The organism is Chryseobacterium sp. RR2-3-20 (assembly GCF_017808115.1).
GTDB classification, from domain to species: domain Bacteria; phylum Bacteroidota; class Bacteroidia; order Flavobacteriales; family Weeksellaceae; genus Chryseobacterium; species Chryseobacterium oryzae.
On record NZ_JADQBD010000010.1, the window covers coordinates 1 to 24,080 of the forward strand.

The following is a 24,080-nucleotide window of genomic DNA, read 5'->3' on the forward strand; positions in this document are numbered from 1 at the left end:
ACCTACTTAACTTCCGTTTTTCGGTGCCGCAAAGATAGATATTCATACAAACACAAAACAAATTAATTTAACATAAAATTTACCCTCACGTAACATTAACACCATAACAGCATGGATATCAGCCACTATTTTTTTAAACAACTGTTTGCTTTTTTTTACTCTAAAGCTAGAAATGTATTCAGATTGGATACGTTTTATATCAATTCAAAAATATGACACTATATAATATGGAGCAATTTCAAAAGAAAACTCGGTTATCAATATAATTTAAATAAGTATAAAATTGATTGATTATCATTTTTTTAATTCAATAGAAATCAATATTATATAATAATATAGAAGAAAATATAGTATTTATCAATGAATCATACCAAAGTAAATATTAAATATTATACAAAACTAAAAACCCTAATTACTTTAAAATATTTAAAGAATTATATATAGTAAGAATTCTGATTTTTACAAATTCTTCATAATATATACAAAATTTATTTTTTTTTGTTTATCTTTGCACACTTAAATATTTAACCGGGACGAGTTCCCATAACAATTAAACAATATGTCAGTAAAAATCAGATTACAGAGACACGGTAAAAAAGGTAAGCCTTTCTTTCACATCGTAGTTGCAGATTCAAGAGCTAGAAGAGATGGTAGATTCATCGAAAAATTGGGTACTTACAATCCAATTACTAACCCTGCTACTATTGATTTGAACGTTGATGCTGCTGTAAAGTGGTTAAACAACGGAGCTCAGCCAACTGATACGGCAAGAGCTATTCTTTCTTACAAAGGTGCTCTTTACAAAAAACACTTACAAGGTGGTGTTTCTAAAGGTGCTTTTGATGAGGCTGAAGCAGAAAAAAGATTCAATGCTTGGTTAGAAGCTAAAGATGCTAAAGTTCAAGGTAAAGTTGAAGGTTTAGCAACAGCTAAAGCAGATGCTAAGAAAGCTGCTTTGGATGCTGAGCAAAAAGTAAATGAAGCTAGAATTGCTGCAACTGCAAAGGCTGAAGCAGATGCAAAAGCTGCTGAAGAGGCTGCGAATGCTCCAGCTGAAGAAACTGCTGCTGAAGGGGATGCTCCAGCTGCTGAGGCAGAAGGAACTGAAGAGGCTCAGGCTTAATCTTTAAGAAAATACAAAGTAAAGGCACGGTTTTTATCGTGTCTTTATTGTTTCATAAATATTGATATTTGTACACCACCACTTAAATTTTTACAATGAAAAAAAAAGAATGCTACTTATTAGGTAAAATTACGAGAAGACACGGTCTTGCCGGAAATGTAATTCTTAAATTAGATACCGACCAACCTGAAATCTACAAAAAACTGGAATCTATTTTTTTAGAAATAAATGGATTATTAGTTCCTTTTTTTATTGAAAAATCTTCTTGGAGTAAAACAGATGCACTGAATATCGCTTTCAAAAATTCTTCTGATGCATTGGTAGATCAGTCTTTAGGAAAAGATGTTTATCTTCCTTTATCCTCTTTACCAAAGTTAACAGGAAACCAGTTCTACTACCACGAAATTATCGGATACAATATTTTGGATGAAAATGATAATGACTGTGGTGTAATTCGCTCTGTGAACGATCAGACTGCACAGTCTTATTTCATCACAAATCTTGATGGTAAAGAGGTTGTTATTCCTATCATTAAAGACTGGATTTTGGAAGTAAACAGAAATGAACGTTTTATTAAAATGCAGCTTCCGGAAGGTCTTATTGATGTTTTCTTAGTTCCTTCTAAAAAAGATGAATAAAATTCACTTTTATAATAATTAGTTCATTTATTAGTCATTCATATTTTATAAGTAATTTTTATTATTTTATTCTGAAATAATTTTTTTCCAGAATTATTGGTATATAGAAACTTAAATAAATTCAGAACTTTGGATATTATTTTAATTCTCCTAAAATAAAATAATATTTACAGAACTTTTTCACGATTAAAAATCTGTAGTGCAAGCTCAATAAAAATCTTCATCTCAAAATTAAATTATAGATATTCTTTTTAAAAAGACAGCGTAAACTTTAATTTGCGTTGTTTTTTTGTAACTTTGCACTCATTAATTTTTAGACAAAAATTTATCATCAACCAATGAAAAAGCAGACGATTAAAGAAATCCTACAGGATTACAAAAAAGTATTACATCATGACATTACCGTTTACGGTTGGGTAAGAGCCTTCCGTTCTAACCGCTTCATCGCGCTTAATGATGGTTCTACAATTAATAATTTGCAGATTGTTGTTGATTTCGAAAATTTCGATGCAGAATTAATCAGTAAAATAAGCACAGCTTCTTCCCTTAAAGTTGTTGGTGAAGTTGTAGAAAGCCAGGGAGCCGGACAAACTGTAGAAATTATCGCTAAAAAAATCATTATTTTAGGAGATAACTTTACAGAAGAAAGAGATAAAACTATTCTTCAGCCTAAAAAACATTCTCTGGAAGTATTAAGAGATCAGGCACATTTAAGATTCAGAACCAATTTGTTTGGAGCTGTTTTCAGAGTGCGTCATGCGGTAAGTTTCGCAATCCACTCATTTTTCAACAAAAATCAGTTTTTTTACATCAACACACCGGTTATAACGGGTGCAGATGCAGAAGGAGCCGGAGAAATGTTTGGTGTAACCAATTTCGATTTAAATAATATCCCAAGAGATGAGCAGGGAGATATCGATTTTTCTCAGGATTTCTTTGGAAAAAAGACCAATTTAACCGTTTCAGGACAGCTTGAAGGCGAAACTGCAGCAATGGGATTGGGAAGAATTTATACTTTCGGACCAACTTTCCGTGCAGAAAACTCCAATACAACGCGTCACTTGGCAGAATTCTGGATGATTGAACCAGAAGTTGCTTTCAATAACCTTGAAGACAATATTGATCTTGCAGAAGATTTCCTTAAATATGTAATTCAGTACGTTTTGGATAACTGTAAAGACGATTTGGATTTCTTGGACAAACGTTTTGCCGAAGAGCAAAAATCTAAACCTGAAAAAGAAAGAGCAAAAGAAGGTTTGATTGAAAAACTGGAAAATGTAATTACCAAGCGTTTCAAGAGAGTTTCTTATACAGAAGCAATAGAGATTTTATTAAATTCAAAGGAAAATAAAAAAGGAAAATTCGTCTATCCAATCGAAGAATGGGGTGCAGATTTGCAATCTGAGCACGAAAGATTTTTAGTTGAAAAACATTTCGAATGCCCTGTAGTTTTATTTGATTATCCTAAAGAAATTAAAGCATTCTACATGAAGCTGAATGATGACAACAAAACGGTTGCTGCAATGGATGTACTTTTTCCAGGAATTGGCGAAATTATCGGAGGTTCCGAAAGAGAAGCAAGATTAGATGTTCTGAAAACAAAAATGGCAGAAATGCACGTTGATGAACATGAATTGTGGTGGTATTTGGATACCAGAAAATTCGGTTCCGTGCCACACGCCGGATTTGGTCTGGGATTGGAAAGATTGGTTCTTTTCGTAACAGGAATGACAAACATCAGAGACGTAATTCCTTTCCCGAGAACACCGAAGAATGCTGAGTTTTAATTTTTTAAACATACAATGTCTCTGGAAGTTTCAGAGACATTTTTATTTGCTGATTATGGGAATTAAAATTAATTTTACTTTTTTATTGTTAAACAAATTCAAACTTTGCTGATAATTTATAATTATTTTTACAAGTCTTTTAATGATGAAATCATTCAACACTTGACCTATCAAAAGAATGACCAAAAACGAAACCTTCAGAAACTGGATTAATCAGTATTCCGCTCCTTTACTAAAACGTGCCGTTTTTCTAATTTCAGATAAAACAGAGGCAGAAGATATTGTGCAGGACGTTTTTGTTGCCGCTTTTCATTCTTATGAATCTTTTGAAGGCAAAAGCAATCCTTTAACTTGGCTCATGGTAATTCTGCAGAGAAAAGTTTCTGATTATTACCGAAAAAAATACAAATCTGAGCCTCACGTTAGTTTTGATCAGTATTTCGATGAAACAGGCTCCTGGAGAAATGATGATGTATTGGCAGACTGGAATATTTCAGATAAAGAAAATGAGTTGCTGAATGATTTTGATTTTAATAAAATATTTGATAATTGTATAGAAAATTTACCCGAAAGATGGAAAATTCCCGTAAAATTGTATTACCTTCAAGAAAAAAAAGGAGAAGATGTGTGTCAGGAATTAAAACTTTCTGCGACTAATCTTTGGAAGATTCTGCAAAGAAGCCGGTTACAGCTAAGGGAATGTTTGGAGCTCAATTGGTTTTTGCCCACATAAATGAACTGAGAATGCTAAAAAAATTAATTCATAAACTTTTTTTACCATGCAGCACCGCTACCCTGCTCATGGAAAAAAGTATTGCGAAAACCATTTCTTCCAGAGAGCAAAAACAGCTCAATATTCATCTGAAAATATGCAAATGGTGCAGATCTTATCAGGAAAAATTAAAAATCCTCGATGACATTTTAAAAAGAAAAATTCAATCCGAAAACAAAACTGATTCAATTGATATTCAGAAATTTAAAGAAAAAACGATGAAAAATCTGAAAATATAGAAAAAAAATCTGTCAGGATTTTATCCTTGTTCCGACTATACTTTTGAAAATAAAGTATTCATTTAAAAACTAAAGAAAATGAGCGGAACAACATCAGTTAAAAACAAAACGTATCAGAAAGGCTACACCATTTCCATATTAGGAGCTTCTTTAATCTTACTGTGGATAGGACTTTTTAAATTTACTCCTACAGAAGCCAACGCAATAAAACCCTTATTGGAAAACCATTTCCTTACTTTTTTCGTTTATGATTATATAAATATTCAATGGGTATCAAATGCTATCGGAACGATAGAAATTATCATTGCAATTGTATTATTGTTTAGTGCGAAATTTGCAGTGCTGAAAAGGTTTGCAGGAATCGGAATGATCGCAGTGTTCACAGTAACACTAAGCTACCTCTTCACAACTCCCGGAATATGGAAGATTGTTGACGGATTTCCTGTCACAGACTTTTTCATTCTGAAAGATTTGATGCTCTTGGGATTTGGATTAATGATTTTAAATGATAAATAATGAATTTAAATAATAAGAGAAAGATGAAAAGTATATTAATGTTATTCGGATTAAGCTTCGGAATAGCTGTATTTGCAGGAAGTTGTGGTGATGCAAAACCAAAATCCACAGAAAATAAAAAAGAAAATAACACCATTATGGACAGTAAAAATTTAAAGGAAATCTATTTTGCAGGGGGATGTTTCTGGGGAACCGAGCATTTTTTTCAGCAAGTTCGAGGAGTGGTAAAAACGGAAGTGGGATATGCCAACGGAAATACTAAAAATCCTACTTATGAAGAAGTGGTAAGTCACACTACGGGTTTTGCCGAAACAGTAAAGGTGCTTTATGATCCAGAGCAGGTAGATCTTAAACTTTTAATTGATCTGTATTTTAAAACGATTGATCCTACAAGCATAGACAAGCAGGGAAATGACAGAGGAAATCAGTACCGGACAGGAATTTATTCAACAGACAAAGAAACTGAAGCGGTTGTGAAAGCTGAAGTGGAAAGATTAGCCAAAAACTACAGTAAACCCGTAGTGGTAGAAACGATTCCATTGAAAAATTTCTATAAAGCAGAAGATTATCATCAGGATTATCTTGACAAAAATCCTGGAGGATACTGTCATATTGAGCCGGGTCTTTTTGAAATGGCAAGAAATGCCAACCCACTGCCTAAAAAAGAAGTAAAATACCAAAAGCAGGATAAAAAAGCTTTGAAAGAAAAACTGACTGCAGAACAATATTATGTAACGCAGGAAAACGGAACTGAACGACCTTTTCAAAACGAGTACTGGGACGAAACAAGAGAAGGAATTTATGTAGATATTACCACCGGAGAGCCTTTGTTTATCTCAACCGATAAATTTGAATCAGGTTGCGGATGGCCAAGTTTTTCTAAGCCGATTACAAAAAAGCTGATTGATGAAAAATTAGACCGTTCTCACGGAATGACCAGAGTTGAAGTAAGAAGCAAAACAGGAGATGCGCATTTGGGTCATGTCTTTAACGATGGACCGGCAGATAAAGGCGGACTTCGTTACTGCATCAATTCAGCTTCGTTGAAATTTATTCCAAAAGCAGAAATGGAACAGAAAGGATACGGAGAATATATTTCGCTCTTAGACAAAAAATAATAGACCTAAGATATTTAAAATTTCGGCGCGCCTCTGCGAGGCGCGCCGAAATTTTATCGTATTAAGAAAAAAATTATTTTTCTTTTGATCTTTGTAAAACTTCATCTACCATTCCAAAGCTTTTCGCTTCTTCAGATGTCATCCAATAATCTCTGTCAGATGCTTTCTCCACCCATTCGTAAGTCTGTCCGGAATGTTCAGAAATAATGTCATACAATTCTTTTTTCAGTTTCAGCATCTCTCTCAGGTTAATTTCCATATCAGAAGCAACACCTTGTGCACCGCCGCTCGGTTGGTGAATCATCACTCTAGAATGCTTTAATGCAGAACGCTTACCTTTTTCGCCTGCAACTAAAAGTACAGCCCCCATAGATGCAGCAATACCAGTACAAATTGTTGCTACATCTGGTTTAATAATCTGCATCGTGTCATAAATCCCCAATCCTGCATAAACACTTCCTCCAGGAGAATTAATATAAATCTGAATATCTTTATTCGGATCCGAACTTTCCAGGAACAAAAGCTGTGCTGTTACAATATTTGCCACCTGATCGTCGATTCCGGTTCCCAGGAAAATAATTCTGTCCATCATCAATCTAGAAAAAACGTCCATTTGTGCAACGTTCATTCTTCTCTCCTCCATAATATAAGGTGTAAGATTGGTAGGATTGAATGCTCCAATATATTGATCGGTTACCAAACCGTTATTTCCCATATGTTTTACTGAGAAATCTCTGAATTCTTTTTTAATATCCATTCGCTTATAATTTCTTTATTTTTTTCCAATATCGTTCCAAACAAATATAAGGACATTATGGCAGAAGAAAAAATCGTTATTACTTATTATTCCCTTTATTTATCTCATTTTATCCAGATAAATCCCTTTAATGGGTGAGTATTCTATCATATCGTTCAGGCGCATAGAAGCCTGCTTTAGTAATGTTATTTTTTTTATCAGCTCAAAATATTTGGATTCGTCTGAAGTTCTGTAATTTTCTAGTTCGGCTATAGCTAGTTTAATTAAATAATCAATATAACGGTATTTGTGAAGTAATATATCGCCTTTTACCTGATCTCCTACTTTATCTCCGTAATTAGGCGGATAGATATTTCTCGAAGCCCAGTTTTCCAGTTCATCTTTTGGAAGAAGTGCATCTACTACTTTGGTGGTAATCTCTTCATCCATAAAAGTCACAAAAAAACTTCCGCTTCTCAGTTCGTCATTCTGAATTCCTTCTTTAATCTGGTTGATGATAATTTCGTTGTTTTTTGCTAAAAAACCGTAATGTTCTTCTTCAAAATGATGAAGAATTTCTTCAATAACAGTAATCTGATATTCTGTATTTTCCTCGTCTGTACGCTTTAGAACAACATCTCCGAACATCAGCATATGATCAATCAGTTTATTTTCCATAAATAAAACATCAAACAAAAACGGATCTTCCTTTTCTTTATCAAAAGGCACAATTTCCATTTTTACTGGTGTATTTTCTTTTTGCTGATGCGTTTTCTGTGTTTGATTATCTGTAATCTGCCGCTGAATATCCAGTTCATTAAACAGACTTTGCTCCGAAAGCTGGAATTTTTTTGAAACTTCTTTTAAGTAAATTTCCTTTTTTAATGCATTCTGAACAAAAGAAACCGATTTTACAATATTTCTTATCGCATCGGCTTTTTTAATAGGATCGTTTCCTGCATCCTTTAAAAGAATTTCAGCTTTAAAATCTATAAAATCTGTTGCTTCATTTTCAATAAAATTCTCAACATATTCCTGCGGATGCTTACGGGCGAAAGAGTCGGGATCATCACCTTCGGGGAAAAGAAGAACTCGAATATTCATTCCTTCAGCCAAAAGCATATCAATACTTCTGAAACTAGCTTTAATTCCCGCATTATCACCATCAAAAAGAATAGTTACATTCTCTGTAAGTCTTTTAATAAGCTTAATCTGCTCTGTTGTTAATGAAGTTCCGGAACTTGCCACAACATTTTCGATTCCGGAAAGATGAAGAGAAATTACATCCATATAGCCTTCTACCAAAAGACAGACATTTTTGCGGGAAATTGCCTGTTTACTTTGGTTTAAGCCATATAAAACATTAGACTTATGATAAATTTCGGTTTCAGGGGAATTGAGATATTTTGCGGTTTTCACATTGCTTCTCAGAATTCTGGCTCCAAATCCTAACACTCTTCCGGAAAAACTGTGGATAGGGAAAATTACTCTTTCTCTGAAACGATCTATACCCGCAGGAGAATTCTCCGGAAAAATAGATAATCCAGATTTTTCTAAAATTTCTTTTGTGTAACCTTTTTCTAATGCAAATTCTGTGAATGCGTTTTTCTTTTCTGGTGAATAACCGAGTTGGAATTTTTTGATGATATCGTCTTTCAGTTCTCGTTCTCTGAAATAGGAAAGACCAATTGCCTTACCTTCACCATCTTCCCAAAGGATATTCTGAAAAAACTCGTTGGCTACTTCATGAATTTTATACAGTAAATCTCTTTCAGACTGTGCAATTTTGGCTTCTTCGGAAAATTCCCGTTGATCTTCTTCTATCTCTATCCCATATTTTTTTGCTGCATGTCTTAATGCTTCAGGATACGTAAAATTTTCGATTTCCATGAGAAAAGAAATCGCTGTTCCTCCTTTTCCTGTAGAAAAATCCTTCCAAATCTGTTTACTTGGAGAAACCACAAAGCTTGGCGATTTTTCCTCATGAAACGGGCTTAACCCTTTAAAATTGGATCCTGCCCTTTTCAACTGTACATATTCTCCAACAATTTCTTCTACCCGAATTGTGGAAAATATCTTATCTATTGTCTGTTTGGAAATCATAATATAAAAATGATGAAAATAATTAAAACGATTAACTTTATATTTAACATGAATATAATCATATTAAAATATGCTTAAACGCTTACCAAAAGTTTAGATCTTTTTAATTTTGCAAAATTAAATAAGTATTTAAGATGAAAAGTATTTTAAATAAAATATCTTCTTTTTTTTTCTTTATTGTTTTTTTTCATTTTGCCAACGCACAAGTCGGGATTAATACCAATAATCCTTCAAGAATGTTAGATGTTGAAGGCACAATGAAAGTACACAATTTGAACGACGCCCATGCCAATGCAGATTACGACCAATCTATAGTAACCGACAGCAATGGCAATATAGATTTTACAAAAAAATCTAGCCTTTTGCCATCTGGAAACAGTAATAATACAGACAAGGAAAGCTTTAGCCAAATTTACAATACTACAGACGGAAATGGTGATGGAAACAAAATTTTAAAATGCGGGAAATTTCAGTTTTCGCTGACATCTACCAGTGATTCTAAGATTAGATTTAGATTGAATGACAATCCTAATACCCAAGTTGGAATTTATATGAACATGGAACAAAACTGGGATTCTAATGGTTATCAATTTTTCCAAGGAAAAAGCTATTACGGAACCCCTAGCGAAAAGTTTGTATTTGATTCTACAAATTATACAGCCTGGCAAAATTTAGCCGAAGCACAACTAGCTGATTTCGAACAAAATGTACTCAATTTTCAATATCCTGGTGATTCTGATTTTTACCGGCTCATCATCTATAGAATTAAACAAAGCGTAGGATCTACTCCAGACAGTAGGGATTTTGCCGTAGTATGCGAAAAATTTTAGAAAAATGAAGAAAATTTTAATGTCAGTTTTTTTTATTCCTGCACTGTTTATATCTCAAAACGTAGGAATTAATACAGCTGAACCCTCGAGAAAACTCGATGTAAATGGTAATTTAAAAGTAAGCAGCATCCTTGTTAAAACTGGCAATGTAGATTAGTCCAGGATCTTGCATTCTGATAAAACCTCTGGAAAGATAGACTATATCCTTATCTCGGATATTTTTAAAGCTCCAAACAATAATTCTGATGTTAAAAGAAAGATTTATTTGGCAGATACTCCTGTAACGGCTAATGAATGTACCTGTAGCGATCTCACCTTTAGAATTAACAACAATAATACTGCAGAATTTAAATTAAATTCTAATACTATTTTCACCACAAATAATAATGCTACTCAATTTGTAATGGGATATGGTATAAAAAGGTGGTCTAATAACAGCCCGGAATATACTTACCAAAATGGATCTACCACATTTACGTCTACGAATTACAACACCTTCCAAACTTTAGATGCTACTCTCTTTCCGTCTTCTACGGACAATACGATAAGAATTTATACCATTGTGCCACCCAACCAAAAAACACTGTATAGAGTAACCTTAACAAAGAATACGAATAACGATTCCGGAACTAACAAATATCTTTACGGGATCATCTGTGAACGGTTTTCAATGCAATCTTTATAAAATTATGCAAAAGAAAAATTTATATTTACTATTCAGTTTATTATTAAATCTATTTTTTTACGCACAAAATGTCGGAATAGGAACTACTAACCCTGCAGCAACATTAGATTTAAACGGAAATTTAAGAGTTCGTACCCTAACAGACAAAACCACAGATACAAGCTACAAAGATGTAGTAGTAGCAGATGCTAACGGTAATCTTGGAAGATGGGATAAAGCAAATATGATAGCAAAGATTCAGGATGAAATTTTAACAAATCAGAAGATTAATTACGTTTCCAATCTATCAACATATGGCTCCGAAATGAAATGTGACAGATTTAGATTGAAATTCGATGTTGAAAACAATAAAGTATATCCATTTATCTCGCTTTCATCCGATCCTGCACCGGTTAATTCTTCAACAAAAGTATATTATAGTTATATACATAAAACCAATGCAAGTAGCTTTAGTTTTGTGTCACCTAACGTCCTTTTTATGCAGCAGTCCGTTAATATAACGAGTTCTACATGGCAAAAATTAGATACGAATTTTAATCATAATGTGCTCGACGAAGTATATTTAAGCTATCCTAATACCAATGTCCTTTATCGTATTACTTTTTTGCAAAGACAAAGTGGTGACACTCAAAATGGGGTTACGCCTTACTTTTACACCATAACTTGTGAAATATTTTAAGACTTCACATTCATATAAAACTTTGAAGTTACCTCTAACTGACTGATTTGTTTCAGTCAGTTTTATTTTATACTTACGACAAAAATTTAGCACAAATACTTATATTTGCTTATGCAATTCACCATTCATCAAAAGAGCGACTGGCAAAAAGTCGCAGATTCTATTCTTCCTGAATTCAAAAATAATATCTTGCTGTTAAAAGGAAATTTAGGAGCGGGTAAAACAACATTTACCCAATTTTTGCTTAAAAATCTGGGAAGTGAAGATGAAGTAAGCTCTCCCACCTACTCTATTGTAAACGAATACAATTCTCCAAAAGGAAAAATTTTTCATTTTGATTTATACAGACTTAAAAACATTGATGAAGTCTACGATATTGGTATTGAAGAATATCTCGATAATTCTTATCTCTGTATAATAGAATGGCCGGAAGTATATGAAGCAGAATTGCAGGGCTTGAATTTTCATACAATGACTATTGAAAATACTGGTGAAAGCAGAGAGATTTCATTCGATTAAAAATGATATCTTTGTCTGATAAAAATAGTAAGTCTTTAATTGAATAATCATGAGTACTACACATATTTTTACACCTTTTTCAGAAGAAGAACTGATGCCGAAAGAAGAAAAACTGGATGTAATTAAAAAAGGGAAACAATTCAGTATAGGAATTCCAAAAGAAACCTGTCTCAACGAAAGAAGAACGTGTATTACGCCAGATGCTGTACAGGTTTTGGTAGAACATGGTCACGAAATTATTGTAGAATCTGGTGCAGGAAAAAGCTCATTCTTTACCGACTTACAATATTCAGAATCTGGAGCCAGAATTACAGAAGATCCTAAAGAAGCTTTTGCTCAGGATTTGGTTCTTAAAATTAACCCTCCCACAGAAGAAGAAACAGAATATCTTAAACCTAATTCTTATCTTGTTTCTGCTCTACAGATCAACTTAAGAGATAAAGATTATTTTCTGAAACTCGCCGAGAAAAAAATTAATGCTATTGCGTTCGAATTTATTGCAGACGAATACAAACAACTCACATTAGTGAGGTTAATCGGGGAAATTGCCGGTACTGTTTCTATTCTTTATTCATCAGAATTATTAGCATTGTCTAATGGATTAATGCTTGGCGGAATAACCGGTGTTCGACCTGCGGAAGTAGTGGTTTTAGGAGCCGGAATTGTAGGAGAATTTGCAACAAAAGCTGCCATAGGTTTAGGGGCAAGTGTAAAAGTTTTCGATAATTCTCTTTCCAAACTGAGAAGGCTTCATACTTTGGTAGACAGCAGAGTTCCTACTTCAATAATCGATCCTAAAGAGCTCAGCAAGAGCTTAAGAAGAGCAGATGTGGTTATCGGAGCTTTACCGAGACTCAATATGCAGCCTATTGTTACCGAAGAAATGGTAATGAAAATGAAGAAAGGCAGTGTTATTATAGACATCGGAATCGACAACGGGAAAGCAATAGAAACTTCCGAACTTACAACAATGGAAGATCCGTATATTATAAAACATGGCGTAATCCATTGTGGACTTCCGAATTTAACTTCAAAAATGCCGAGAACCACAACCAAGGCAATTTCTAATTTCTTTCTTTCTTATATTTTGAATTATGACGAAGAAGGTGGTTTCGAAAATATGCTTTTACGCAAAAATGAAATGAAGCAAAGCTTATATATGTACAAAGGGCGACATACTAAAAAAGTAATCTGCGACCGTTTCGGACTTACGTATCACGACATCAATCTTTTAATTTTCTAATGAAAAAAATAAAATTCTTTGTAATTGGTCTGGTTCCCGGACTTATTATCGTTTTTTTTGTACTTAATAAAAAAGGTGTAAGCTGCAGTGGTTATTTACCCAACAGCAGGGTTATTGCCGAAACACTTTCTAAAGATTTTGAATATTCAGATCAATTCAAAACAGAGATGAATGCTTTAAAAATCAACGAAAAATTCCTGAAAGACAGCATTATTACCAACGGGAAAATAGATTTCGACAAAAGCCATGCTCAGAAAAAACCTTGTCCAGACTATCTTTTAACGTATCCGGAAAAAAAACCTGCCTACGAAATTACTTTCGAAAAGTGTGAAAATAAAGCAGTTTTACTTTCCCTAAAAAAACTTCCATAATTTAGAAAGTAATATCAATTTTCTGAATTTCTGATATTTTATTATCAGTTTAAAATACAAAAAAAAGCCGCTGAACAATTTTTCAGTGGCTTTTTTTAGGTATATGAATCCAATTTAAATAACTCCTAACTCTTTTCCAACTTTTTCGAAAGCAGCAATAGCTTTATCTAAATGCTCCTGAGTATGGGCTGCCGAAAGTTGAACTCTTATTCTGGCTTTACCTTTTGGAACTACAGGATAGAAAAACCCGATTACATAAATTCCTTCATCCATCAGTTTCTCTGCCATTTTTTGTGATAACGGTGCATCATAAAGCATTACCGGAACAATCGCAGCATCTCCATCAGGAATATCAAAGCCTTTTGCTTTCATTTGGGTTCTGAAATATTCTGCATTCTGCATTACTTTGTCTCTAAGAGAAGTATCATCCGAAATCATATCCAAAACCTTCATTGCAGCTCCCACAATTCCCGGTGCAAGAGAATTAGAAAATAAATAAGGTCTGGAACGTTGTCTCAGCATATCAATAATTTCTTTTTTTCCTGAAGTAAATCCTCCTAAAGCCCCTCCTAAAGCCTTTCCTAGTGTAGAAGTAATAATATCTACTCTTCCCATTACTTCATTGGCTTCGTGTGTTCCGCGACCTGTTTTTCCGATAAATCCGGTAGCATGAGAATCGTCTACCATTACAAGTGCATCATATTTATCTGCCAAATCGCAAACTCCTTTTAGATCTGCAACAATACCGTCCATAGAAAAAACGCCATCGGTAACAATAATTTTAAATCTGTGATTTTTTTCAGAAGCGGCGATAAGCTGTGCTTCCAAATCTTCCATATTGTTGTTTTTGTAACGGTATCTTGCCGCTTTGCAAAGACGAACACCATCAATAATAGAAGCATGATTCAGTTCATCCGAAATAATAGCGTCCTCTTCAGAAAATAAGGGTTCGAAAACTCCTCCATTGGCATCAAAACATGCTGCATAAAGTATTGTATCTTCAAGACCTAAGAATTTTGATATTTTTTCTTCCAGTTGCTTATGAATATCCTGCGTTCCACAAATAAAACGTACCGAAGACATTCCGTATCCATGAGATTCAATCATATCCTGAGAAGCTTTCATCACTTCCGGATTATTGGATAAACCTAAATAATTGTTGGCACAAAAATTCAGCAATTTCTTCCCGTTCGCCTCTATTTCTGCACTTTGTTGGGATGTAATGATTCTTTCTCTCTTATAAAGACCATCATTCTCTATATTTTTGAGTTCGTTCTGTAAGTTTTCAAGATATTTTGCTGAAATCATATAATTAAATTTATTTGGTGCTAATTTACTAAAAAGCCTTTAAACAAATCCGCTAAAAACAATGCAAATATGGGCTGTGAAAAAGTCATAAAAAAACAGGTCTCAAATTATTGAAACCTGTTTTTTTTTAATTAAATCATAAATTAATCGACAATTTCATATTCAACCGGAATAGTACCCTGATTGGTGTTTCCGATTTCTTCGAACGCCGCCTTAGACATATCTAATGCCCTTGAAGAATGGAAAGGTCCTCTGTCATTAATCACTACGATTACCTCTTTTCCATTATTCAGATTGGTAACTTTTACTTCAGTACCAAAAGGAATTGTTCTGTGAGCTGCGGTAAGTTTTTTATTATCAAAAATCTCTCCGCTGGCTGTTTTTCTACCATTAAATTTACTGTGGTAGTAAGACGCATAACTTGTTTTCTTCGCATCTGCGGCATCATTCTTGAAAGAATAAATACCGAAGGTTGAAATCATCATTATGATTACGAGAATAAATCTTTTCATCACTTTGAACTTTTTTACTTGTTTGACGAGGCAAAAGTATAGGGAAACTTTTTACTTGCCTAGTTCAAACGTTAATAAAAGTTAACAAAATCATAAAAATATACTAATTTTTTCGCTAAACAGCTTATTTTAAAGGCTTAAGGATATGATGTTAAAGAATGTTAAAAAAGAGAATTAAAAGTTAAGAGAATTAACAAAAAATTATATTTTAGTTTAACACAAATATACAACATTCTGATTATTAACAAATTACAACCAAATTAAAAAACAACTTATTTGCTTTCTTCATCACTCTGACTCTGGAATCCAATAGCTCTTCGAGGTTCTTCTACAATTTTATAAGTTTCCAATTCATTTTTAACTGCCTGAATTCTGGTTTGAAAGTAATCTAAATTATTCAGAACAGCATCGGCCAAAAACTGTTCTACCAAGTCGAGATATTCGTTGGTAAGCTTTGCGGCAGCATCTCTTAAAGCTCCATGAAGAAGATTTTCATCAATAATCAGATTTTCATTTTTACTTTTCTGATATGCATTTTTAATTCTTTTTTTCAAACTCTGCGTGAAATCTATTAGCATCGTATTGCTGAAAACTTTCATCTGAGAAGCCACATTATTCCAGAAAGGAATTTTGTCAGCCTGATTGTTTTTAAGAATTTTATACAAAAGAGAATCTTTATCCAAATTTCTGGTAATCTGAAATAAGATTATTTCGGCTCTCTCTGTCGCATTAGGCGGGAAAACGGGAATCAAAACATCAAATCTTCCTGGTGCAAGTATTTCCTCATCAATATCTGAAACCGAATTTGCAGAACCTACCATCAGTATATCTTCACTTTCAAATTTAGAAATATGATGCAACACCATTTCCTGAGCTTCGAGATTGGCATACGAAATATTATTTTCTGCCTTTCGCTGCATCATGATTTCATCAAAATCTTCCAGAAAAAGCAAAACCCGATCGTGCTTCATTATCGCTAACAAATAATCGTTGAAATTGGTTTCATTTCCATTCACGAAAGAAATTCCGAGATCGTACTTTTTGATTTCCTTGAACTGATAATTGATAATTTCTGCAATCTTATTAGCCCAGAAAATTTTTCCGCTTCCGGGAGGCCCGTAGAGAATAATTCCGGCAGGTTTATAAATTCCCCAATCTTTAATCTGCTGAGGATTGAGAAAAGGTTCCAAAACTTCCGAAATGTAAAAAAACAAATCTCTGTACCCGATAAAATCTCTTTTCTGAAGACTGGTTTTATTCCCGAAATAGTCGTAAACAAATTTATAATTGCCTCCTAATCTTTTATCTATTCCGTAACTGGAAACAGACGAGCGGTAAAATCCGTTATCGAATATATTATTTTCTTTAATTGCTTTTTCTATTTTTTCTTTGGGCTGATTGATGGTTTCTGCAATCTGTTCTACCGTCTTGTTTTTATCTAAATCTTTTTCATATTGCTTTAAAAATTCGGAATTTTCACGGGCAAATTTTTCGAAATCTTCCTTTACTTCGAAATTAGTTGAAATACAATCTGTAAGATCAAGATCAAAATCCTGTATAAAGCATTTTATGGCTTCCGGAGAAACATTCAGTTCTTTTGCGAGTTGTATTAATTTCATAATTAGATTGGTATAGATTTCAGAAAGCTACAATCTTTGAACCATTATCGAAATTTAGAACTTCCATAATATTCAGATTGAAGAAACCATTTTTATTCTTTTAAAAATATGATTTTTTTTGAAGATTTTAAAAATCATCAAACTAAAAATGAATTTTTAAATGAAATTAAAGCAAATAAAGGATTATTCTTCCAGTGCATACACCGCAAAACTGGCTAACCAATGATCGCCACCATAATTACCTTGAAAAAGTAAAGGTAAACCATTATTCAGGAAAATATTGGCTGTTTTCAGAAAATCTCTTTTCAAAGGATGACTTTCCGGAAGACTTTTGGCAACGCCTTTCATACACCAAGCTTTAGAAAAAGACAATCCCACCAGATGAACGGTCTGAAAATCATTCAAATCACTTACTACAGGTATTTTTTCGATATTTTTTAGACTTCGTTGATCATAAAATGTATTCAGCCACTGCACAAAATCTTTTTGAGGCAGCACTCTTCTCATTAAGTCTGCAATTTCCAAACTGGGAGAAAAGAAATCGGATCCATCCGGCTCAAGATATGCAGGCGTTTTTTCGTCTTTCAAATAAAAATATTTTACCTTTTCGGTAAGTTGCTTTTCAAATTCAGAATCTTTGTTGGCTCTTGCCCAATCTATTGCAAATCCCATCGCAAAAGCAGTATTGGGATGCACACCCGTTCTGTTGGGATAAGTTTGTTTGGGAAGAAAAGATTTCCAAGAAGCCAGAATTTTATCTGTTAAAGGCTTTAAATTCTGATGCCAAATCTTCGCTTTAGGATTATCCCAAGTAGTAAGTTCTTCATCCAGCTTAAGCAGCCAAGCCCAACCGTAAGTTCTCTCGAAAGTTGCTGTAAGCTGATATTTGGTAAAATAATCGGCTTCTGTCTGAAGATTTTCTTTGGTAAGAGAGTTTTCCAAAATTGACTCAATATTTTTTGCAACAGAAAGATGTGGTTTAGATTTTAACAATTTTACCAACATCCAATGTCCGTGAACAGAACTGTGCCAATCGAAACACCCATAAAAACTGGGATGCAAATCTTTAGGACTTAATGCAACCTCATCAGAATTATTGATGATATGTGCAGTTTTATTAGGATATTCCTGAGTAATGCAGTGTAGCGGTTTTTCAGATAGCTTTATCGCCATTTCGTCTGAAAGTTTCGGAACTTCCTGAGCAAAAACTCCAAAAGGGAAAATAGTGATTGCCAAAAAATATTTTCTCATAAGATATTTTTAGAGTTTCAATATTAGAAAATATAATCTTTCACACGGGAAGTAGCCATTTCTTTTTCGTTGATCCAACTTAGAAAAGACTCCAATTTATCCTCCATTTTTTTTCCTAAATTCCATTTTCTGTGGAAAGGTATCTTAAAATGATGTTTATTGACATCTGTAAATTGCCAAGAATCTAAGTAAATCATTACAAAATCATCTTTTTTCAAAGTTTCGAAGACCATATTCTGATAATATTTCATAGGCAAAACCTGAAAAACAAAATCATTATACGGAAGCTGACTGTAAGGAGAAATACTTTCCGGAATAATGCTTACTCCATCTTCTTCTATAATCTCCGGAGATTTCTTAAGCCGTTTGAACGGAAAGAGAATATCTGCATGATCTATCGCTGAAACATAATTAAACCCAGACTGTTTCAGCTCCTGTAACGTAAAACTGTTGTTTTTATAACGAATTCCTCTTATATTTTTTTCGAGAACATCCTGAATACTATGTTTTACAAGCTCTACCCTTTCCAAAGAACTGTTTTGATGGTAAAAAGCAATCTCATGCCCTTGAGCCGAGATTGCTTTTAAAAGATCTTTAAGCTTCTCAATAATAGAAATTTCTACAAAAAAGCTTGCTTTAATATCATGGATATCTAAAATTCTCAAAATTGCCCTTGTATTACTTTGCGTAATCTGTAATCTTTCCTCGTTGGAAATCTCAAAGCCTTTTTGGGTTTCGGCTTCGATAGAAATTATGTTAAACGTAAGTAATATCATGCAAATTGGGAAGCTTAATTTTTGTTTAGCTTAACCTTAAGATTTTTAATCATATCTTTTGTCATTTCAGAAATTCCGAAATCGTAAGACAATCCCCAATCTTTTTTAGCTACAGAATCATCAATAGAAGCCGGCCAAGAATCGGCAATTGCCTGTCTGAAGTCTGGCTTATAATCTATCTCAAAATCTTTAATTTCATTTTTAATTTCTTCAGCTAATTCTTTAGGAGTAAAAGACATTCCGCCAAGATTGTAAGAAGTATGAACTGTTAAACTTTCTTTGGGAGCATCCATCAGTTTAAGTGTTGCATTAATGGCATCATCCATATACAACATCGGCATTCCCGTATTCTCAGAAATAAAACTTGTATATTTTCCTTTTTCAATTGCTTCGTAAAAAATTTCAACTGCATAATCTGTAGTTCCTCCACCTGCGGGAGTTTTCCAGGAAATAAGCCCAGGATAACGGATACTTCTAACATCTACTCCATATTTATCAAAATAATATTCGCACCATTTTTCGCCTGCCATTTTAGAAATACCGTAAACAGTAGTAGGATTAAGAACCACATCCTGCCCAACATTTTCTTTTGGAATTCCTTTACCAAAAACGGCAATAGAGCTTGGCCAGAAAATCTTTTTTATCAATCCTTCTTTTGCCATTTCACAAAAATGTAATAAAGGCTCAAGATTCAGTTTCCATGCAAAAATCGGCTGTTTTTCTGAAGTTCCGGACAAAAGAGAAGCCAAATGATAAACCGTTGTTATTTCGTAATCTTTAATAACCTGTCTTACCAATTGCGTATTGGTTACATCCATTCTTTCGTAGTATCCTGCCGATGTAATACCCTGCTGAAATCTGTCTAAACCCGAAGCTACAACATTTTCTGCACCATGAATTTCTACAAGTCTATTGGTAAGTTCTGTTCCGATTTGCCCTAAAGCTCCTGTTATAAGTATTTTTTCCGTGAAGGACTCCATTTTTATTTACTGTTAGTTGATTATAAGCAAAAGTAAAAATTTTGCTTACGATAAGAAAACAAAATTGTAAATTAGATTATAAAATTTACAGATGAAAAAAATCTTGTTTCTATGTATTATGATGAGCCATTCTTTTTCGGCTCAGTATAAAGACATTACCATTGTAAAAGAAGTTAGGGTAAAAAATAAAGGTGTTGTAGTTTCTGCTCATCCATTGGCAAGTGAAGCTGGAGCAAAAATTTTAAAACTCGGAGGAAATTCTTACGATGCTATTGTTGCTACACAATATGCTTTGGCAGTAGTTTATCCTCAAGCAGGAAATATAGGTGGAGGCGGTTTTCTTGTAGGAGTAAAAAGTACGGGAGAAAAATTCACCATTGATTACCGTGAAACGGCTCCCCAAAAAGCCAGCCATGATATGTATATCGACAAAAACGGAAAAGCCGATACCAATCTCTCTCAAAACGGAAGATTAGCAGTGGGAATTCCGGGAAGTGTTGCCGGATTTTTTGCTACATTGAAATATTGTAAACTCCCAATGAGTCAATTGATTCAGCCAGCTATAGATTTAGCCGAAAAAGGGTTTGCAATCACAGAAAAAGAAGCAGATTTATTAAATTCTAACCAAGAAAATTTTAAGAAACACAATTCTTCGTCTATCGTTTTTGTTAAACCTATTCCTTGGAAAGCAGGAGATATTTTAACCCAAAAAGAGCTTGCAGAATCATTAAAATTAATTCAAAAATTGGGTGCAAAAGGTTTTTATGAAGGAAAAACCGCTAATCTTATCGTTTCTGAAATGAAAAAAGGCAACGGAATCATTAGTCTTGATGATTTAAAAAATTATAAAGTTGCCGAAAGAAAACCATTAGATTTCAATTATAAAGGCAATAACATCGTGTCTATGCCATTGCCTTCCAGTGGCGGAATATTACTTGCTCAAATGCTGAAAATGGCGGAATTCGAAAATTTAGAAAAACATCAACAAAATTCTGTGAAAGCTGTTCAGATTATGGTGGAAGCAGAACGGAGAGCTTTTGCCGACAGAGCAGAATATATGGGCGATCCGGATTTTATTGAAGATAAAACTTCCTACCTTATTTCTGATGAGTATCTTAAAAACAGATGGAAAAACTTCAGCTTCAATAAAGCAACCTTAAGCTCTGAAGTTGGAAAAATTATTCCTCAACCTAAAGAATCTACGGAAACTACGCATATCTCTGTAATTGATAAAGAGGGAAATGCTGCTTCGGTTACCACTACTCTGAATGGCTTATATGGCAGTAAAGTTGTTGTTTCGGGAGCCGGTTTTTTCCTGAATAATGAAATGGACGATTTTTCTGTAAAACCGGGTGTTCCCAATATGTTTGGAGCAGTGGGTGGAGAAGCAAATTCTATTCAGCCTCATAAAAGAATGCTTTCTTCTATGACTCCTACTATTGTTTTGAAAAACGGAAAACCCATTATCATTGTTGGTACACCGGGAGGAACTACCATTCCGACCTCTGTTTACCAAACTATTGTTGATGTAATTGATTTTAAACTGAATGCCAATATTACCGTAAACAGTCCCAAATTTCACCACCAATGGTTACCTGAAACTGTAGCTTTTGAAAAAAACTTTCCAGAATCTACTGTGAATGAGCTCGAAAAGTTAGGCTATAAATCTGAAAAAGTAAAACAGATAGGAAGAACTGAAATGATTCTAATTGATGAAAATGGAAATATTAATGCCGTTGCAGACGGGCGTGGCGACGATTCTGTTGCGGTGGAATAATTCAGTTTTCAGTTAATTTTTGTCAAATCAAATAGGCTTCATCATTTTATAGAGTAATATTTTTATTAGAATTATTCAGTTTCGGCTCGGGCGTCGCCCGAGCCGAAACTGAATTGCTGTATTAGCCTTCTATTTAAACAAATTTTATTAAATTTCAATCCTAATAAAAACATTCTCTTTGAAAGCAAAAAAAATATACCAACAGCTTTATTTTCAGGTTATCATCGCAATTATTGCAGGTATTCTTCTGGGAAAATTTTATCCTGAAATGGGTGAAAAAATGAAACCATTGGGTGATGGATTCATAAAACTGGTAAAAATGATTATTGCTCCTGTCATTTTCATTACGCTTACTTTAGGAATTGCTCACATGACAGATTTGAAGAAAGTGGGAAGAATTGCAATAAAAGCAATGATTTATTTTTTCACGTTCTCTACTTTAGCCTTAATTATAGGATTAATTGTAGGAAATGTTATTCAGCCCTGAGCTGGTTTAAATATAAATCCCGCAAGTTTATCCGGAGACATTTCTCAGTATCAGCAAAAAGCACACGATACTACCCTTACAGGATTTATGATGAATATTATTCCTGAAACCCTGTTTAGTCCGTTAGTTGGAGAAAATATTCTGCAGGTCTTGCTGGTGGCAATTCTTATGGGAGTAGCTTTGGTTTTAACAAAAGAAAAAAGCGGAAAAATTACAGAATTACTACAGTCGCTTTCTACTCCGATATTCAAAATTGTACACATGTTGATGAAGTTGGCTCCTATTGGCGCTTTCGGAGCGATGGCATTTACAATTGGAAAATATGGTCTTGCATCAGTTTTAAATTTAATTTTTCTTGTTGGCACGTTTTATATAACTTCTATTCTATTTGTAGTCTTGGTTTTGGGTACAGTTGCATGGTACAATGGGTTCAATATATTTAAACTCATTTATTATCTAAAAGAAGAACTTCTTTTGGTTTTAGGAACAAGCTCTTCAGAATCTGCACTTCCGGGAATTATGGAAAAACTGGAAAAAGCCGGCTGTTCCAGAGCAATTGTTGGCTTGGTGGTTCCTACAGGATATTCGTTCAATCTCGACGGAACCAATATTTACATGACATTGGCTTCGCTATTCATTGCACAGGCTTTAGGGATTGATCTTTCCATCGAAAAACAGCTGATGCTGCTTTTGGTTGCGATGCTGAGCTCTAAAGGAGCAGCCGGAGTTACCGGAGCCGGATTTGTTACTTTAGCTGCGACTTTAGCGGTAGTCCCCGAAATTCCTATTGCAGGAATGACTTTAATTCTGGGAATAGATAAATTTATGAGTGAATGCCGTGCTTTAACCAATGTTATCGGAAATTCGGTTGCCACAGTAGTTGTCGCCAATTGGGAAAAGCAGTTAGACAAACAACAATTACAGTTTGCCCTCGACAATCCTAATAAAATTGAAGATAAACTTGAAGTTTAATTTAAGGGATGATTTAAATTATTTTTTTTCCTAACAGTAAAACACTTTAATAAACCATTTAAGCAAGTTTTCTATTACTTAAACAAGTTTACATCTAAGTTAATCTTAATTAAATATTTAAATAAACAGACCTTTAAATCAAAATATTTAGGCTCGAAGGCTGCACTTTTATATGAATGGGAGATTTAATTTTGTTGAATTCCCCGTCCAGATGCCAATTTTTAGTATTGACTTTAAATTCTATTTCTGAAACCGGTAAATACGTGATGTAATTGTCCTCTTTCAGTTTTTTGGTAAACATTCTGAACGCAAAAAAAGGAGAATAAGTAATCGGAAATTTCTTTACCAAAACCATATCCACCAAACCATCGCTTTTACTCGCCATTGGGGCAATATAAGCATTGTTACCAAACTGACGGGTGTTGGCAATATTAATCATTAGATATTTTCCGTTGTACTGCTTATAATTTTCATCAAAAAACTTCAGCTTGATGGGTTTATAACTGAAAAATGTTTTCAGGGAAACTTTAATGTAATTTTTGAATCCACGTGTGGTTTTTTCAAACTCTTTCACCACTTTTCCGTCGAAACCTGTCCCTGAAACATTAATAGAGAGCTTTCCGTTAACCGTAAAAGTATCTATTTTTCTCGATTTTTTATCTTCAAGCTTCTTTAAAAGCTCTCCTAAATTTTTACTGAACTGTGTTTCGTTGGAAAATCCATTTCCTGAACCTGCCGGGAAAATAGCGAGAATTTTTTCAGTATTAATAAGATTCTGGGCAACGGTTGAAATGGTTCCATCTCCGCCTATTGCTACAAAAATATCAACATCATTAAAATGTTTTAAAATAAATTCATCGGTTCCCTGTATAGATTCCGAAATATAATATAAAGGATCTTTTACCCTAGATTTCAGATCGTTAAGAAACGGATGATAATTTTTCTTCGCCGAAAAAGGATTAATGATAAACGCAATTCTTTCCATTCCCGCAAAATTATAAAATGGAAATGTATTGGAAAGCATTAAACTGTGTTAATC

General features: G+C 33.8%; 24 protein-coding genes and 1 pseudogene. 16 read left to right on the top strand and 9 right to left on the bottom strand.

Features of this window, described 5'->3' with window-relative positions; all coding sequences use genetic code 11:
* Window positions 1-559: 559 nt before the first annotated feature.
* From IV513_RS04110 to msrB, 7 genes are all read left to right on the top strand, one after another.
* Complete coding sequence (locus tag IV513_RS04110) at window positions 560-1,123, top strand: 30S ribosomal protein S16 (protein WP_209389244.1); 564 nt, start codon at window positions 560-562, stop codon at window positions 1,121-1,123.
* 95 nt (window positions 1,124-1,218) lie between these two features.
* Window positions 1,219-1,761, top strand: a complete 543-nt coding sequence (rimM, locus tag IV513_RS04115) for a ribosome maturation factor RimM (protein WP_209389245.1) — start codon at window positions 1,219-1,221, stop codon at window positions 1,759-1,761.
* 338 nt (window positions 1,762-2,099) lie between these two features.
* Entirely contained in the window at window positions 2,100-3,548 is a 1,449-nt protein-coding gene (asnS, locus tag IV513_RS04120) for an asparagine--tRNA ligase (protein ID WP_209389246.1), read from the top strand.
* 178 nt (window positions 3,549-3,726) lie between these two features.
* Window positions 3,727-4,281, top strand: coding sequence for a sigma-70 family RNA polymerase sigma factor (locus IV513_RS04125; protein ID WP_209389247.1), 555 nt, complete (start codon window positions 3,727-3,729; stop codon window positions 4,279-4,281).
* Between the two features lie 11 nt (window positions 4,282-4,292).
* On the top strand, window positions 4,293-4,559 hold the full coding sequence (locus IV513_RS04130; RefSeq protein ID WP_209389248.1) for a hypothetical protein: 267 nt from the start codon (window positions 4,293-4,295) through the stop codon (window positions 4,557-4,559).
* Window positions 4,560-4,637: 78 nt separating this feature from the next.
* A complete protein-coding gene (locus tag IV513_RS04135; RefSeq protein WP_209389249.1) occupies window positions 4,638-5,075 on the top strand; it encodes a DUF417 family protein in 438 nt (145 codons plus the stop codon).
* A 137-nt stretch (window positions 5,076-5,212) separates the two neighbouring features.
* Window positions 5,213-6,193, top strand: a complete 981-nt coding sequence (msrB, locus tag IV513_RS04140) for a peptide-methionine (R)-S-oxide reductase MsrB (RefSeq protein ID WP_245168853.1) — start codon at window positions 5,213-5,215, stop codon at window positions 6,191-6,193.
* A 73-nt stretch (window positions 6,194-6,266) separates the two neighbouring features.
* On the opposite strand, the gene clpP is transcribed toward msrB, so the two are convergent.
* On the bottom strand, window positions 6,267-6,950 hold the full coding sequence (clpP, locus tag IV513_RS04145) for an ATP-dependent Clp endopeptidase proteolytic subunit ClpP (protein WP_209389251.1): 684 nt from the start codon (window positions 6,948-6,950) through the stop codon (window positions 6,267-6,269).
* A gap of 99 nt (window positions 6,951-7,049) precedes the next feature.
* Complete coding sequence (gene dnaG / locus IV513_RS04150) at window positions 7,050-9,032, bottom strand: DNA primase (protein ID WP_209389252.1); 1,983 nt, start codon at window positions 9,030-9,032, stop codon at window positions 7,050-7,052.
* Window positions 9,033-9,166: 134 nt separating this feature from the next.
* Between dnaG and IV513_RS04155 the strand changes: the two genes are divergently transcribed.
* The 7 genes from IV513_RS04155 (at window position 9,167) to IV513_RS04185 (ending at window position 13,359) form a co-directional block, all read left to right on the top strand.
* Window positions 9,167-9,862, top strand: a complete 696-nt coding sequence (locus IV513_RS04155; RefSeq protein WP_209389253.1) for a hypothetical protein — start codon at window positions 9,167-9,169, stop codon at window positions 9,860-9,862.
* Window positions 9,863-9,881: 19 nt separating this feature from the next.
* On the top strand, window positions 9,882-10,019 hold the full coding sequence (locus tag IV513_RS04160) for a hypothetical protein (RefSeq protein ID WP_209389254.1): 138 nt from the start codon (window positions 9,882-9,884) through the stop codon (window positions 10,017-10,019).
* 9 nt (window positions 10,020-10,028) lie between these two features.
* Window positions 10,029-10,547, top strand: coding sequence for a hypothetical protein (locus IV513_RS04165; protein WP_209389255.1), 519 nt, complete (start codon window positions 10,029-10,031; stop codon window positions 10,545-10,547).
* A 4-nt stretch (window positions 10,548-10,551) separates the two neighbouring features.
* A complete protein-coding gene (locus tag IV513_RS04170) occupies window positions 10,552-11,226 on the top strand; it encodes a hypothetical protein (RefSeq protein ID WP_209389256.1) in 675 nt (224 codons plus the stop codon).
* 111 nt (window positions 11,227-11,337) lie between these two features.
* Window positions 11,338-11,745 carry a tRNA (adenosine(37)-N6)-threonylcarbamoyltransferase complex ATPase subunit type 1 TsaE gene (gene tsaE, locus IV513_RS04175; RefSeq protein WP_209389257.1) on the top strand — a complete coding sequence of 136 codons (408 nt, stop codon included), beginning with the start codon at window positions 11,338-11,340 and terminating at the stop codon, window positions 11,743-11,745.
* 49 nt (window positions 11,746-11,794) lie between these two features.
* Complete coding sequence (locus IV513_RS04180; protein ID WP_209389258.1) at window positions 11,795-12,988, top strand: alanine dehydrogenase; 1,194 nt, start codon at window positions 11,795-11,797, stop codon at window positions 12,986-12,988.
* Window positions 12,988-13,359 carry a hypothetical protein gene (locus IV513_RS04185; RefSeq protein ID WP_209389259.1) on the top strand — a complete coding sequence of 124 codons (372 nt, stop codon included), beginning with the start codon at window positions 12,988-12,990 and terminating at the stop codon, window positions 13,357-13,359. Before IV513_RS04180 ends, IV513_RS04185 begins: the two co-directional genes overlap by 1 nt.
* A 114-nt stretch (window positions 13,360-13,473) precedes the next feature.
* Here IV513_RS04185 and kbl read toward each other — a convergent pair whose 3' ends face one another.
* From kbl to IV513_RS04215, 6 genes are all read right to left on the bottom strand, one after another.
* Window positions 13,474-14,667 (bottom strand): glycine C-acetyltransferase, encoded by a 1,194-nt coding sequence (gene kbl, locus IV513_RS04190; protein ID WP_209389260.1) that lies wholly within the window; start codon window positions 14,665-14,667, stop codon window positions 13,474-13,476.
* A gap of 143 nt (window positions 14,668-14,810) precedes the next feature.
* Complete coding sequence (locus IV513_RS04195; protein WP_209389261.1) at window positions 14,811-15,182, bottom strand: septal ring lytic transglycosylase RlpA family protein; 372 nt, start codon at window positions 15,180-15,182, stop codon at window positions 14,811-14,813.
* Window positions 15,183-15,451: 269 nt separating this feature from the next.
* Window positions 15,452-16,798, bottom strand: coding sequence for an ATP-binding protein (locus tag IV513_RS04200; RefSeq protein ID WP_209389262.1), 1,347 nt, complete (start codon window positions 16,796-16,798; stop codon window positions 15,452-15,454).
* A 183-nt stretch (window positions 16,799-16,981) separates the two neighbouring features.
* Window positions 16,982-18,049: a DUF2891 domain-containing protein gene (locus IV513_RS04205; RefSeq protein ID WP_209389263.1), complete on the bottom strand. Its 1,068-nt coding sequence runs from the start codon at window positions 18,047-18,049 to the stop codon at window positions 16,982-16,984.
* Between the two features lie 23 nt (window positions 18,050-18,072).
* Window positions 18,073-18,825, bottom strand: a complete 753-nt coding sequence (locus IV513_RS04210; protein WP_209389264.1) for a polysaccharide deacetylase family protein — start codon at window positions 18,823-18,825, stop codon at window positions 18,073-18,075.
* A gap of 14 nt (window positions 18,826-18,839) precedes the next feature.
* Window positions 18,840-19,805: an NAD-dependent epimerase/dehydratase family protein gene (locus tag IV513_RS04215; protein ID WP_209389265.1), complete on the bottom strand. Its 966-nt coding sequence runs from the start codon at window positions 19,803-19,805 to the stop codon at window positions 18,840-18,842.
* Between the two features lie 91 nt (window positions 19,806-19,896).
* On the opposite strand from IV513_RS04215, the gene ggt reads away from it, so the two are divergent.
* Together ggt and IV513_RS04225 are read left to right on the top strand one after the other, a co-directional pair.
* On the top strand, window positions 19,897-21,582 hold the full coding sequence (gene ggt, locus IV513_RS04220; protein ID WP_209389266.1) for a gamma-glutamyltransferase: 1,686 nt from the start codon (window positions 19,897-19,899) through the stop codon (window positions 21,580-21,582).
* 178 nt (window positions 21,583-21,760) lie between these two features.
* Window positions 21,761-23,041: pseudogene (locus IV513_RS04225) on the top strand (dicarboxylate/amino acid:cation symporter).
* Between the two features lie 133 nt (window positions 23,042-23,174).
* Here IV513_RS04225 and IV513_RS04230 read toward each other — a convergent pair.
* Window positions 23,175-24,026, bottom strand: a complete 852-nt coding sequence (locus IV513_RS04230) for a diacylglycerol kinase family protein (RefSeq protein ID WP_209389267.1) — start codon at window positions 24,024-24,026, stop codon at window positions 23,175-23,177.
* Between the last annotated feature and the right edge of the window lie 54 nt (window positions 24,027-24,080).